1 pseudogene is annotated in these 279 nt (G+C 59.5%); it reads right to left on the bottom strand.

The features are described 5' to 3' along the window. Nucleotides 1-279: pseudogene (locus tag EN850_RS36045) on the bottom strand (2-aminoethylphosphonate ABC transporter permease); the annotation flags it as partial.

Genomic DNA, 279 nt, shown 5'->3' with positions numbered 1-279 from the left:
GCCGCTTCGATCAGGTGCATATCGAGCGTGGCGAACGACGCCAATGTAGGCCGCACGACGAACGGCGCATAGAACACCACTTCTGCGAGAATCACGCCGCCCGCGCCGAACAGGAAATCGAGCGGCGCCTGCAGATGAAAAAGCCGCTGCAATGCAATGCTGACCGAGCCTTGGGAGCCGTACAGAAAGATCAGCGTAAAGGCCACCAGGAACGATGGAAACGCGACGAACAGTTCGAGAAAACGCGTGACGATGCGCGCGCCCGGAAACGGCTTGAAG

It is taken from the genome of Mesorhizobium sp. M8A.F.Ca.ET.207.01.1.1 (genome assembly GCF_004794715.1).
Taxonomy (GTDB): Bacteria; Pseudomonadota; Alphaproteobacteria; order Rhizobiales; family Rhizobiaceae; genus Mesorhizobium.
Note: the sequence above shows the minus strand (reverse complement) of the source record. Positions and strands in the feature narration are given on the sequence as shown.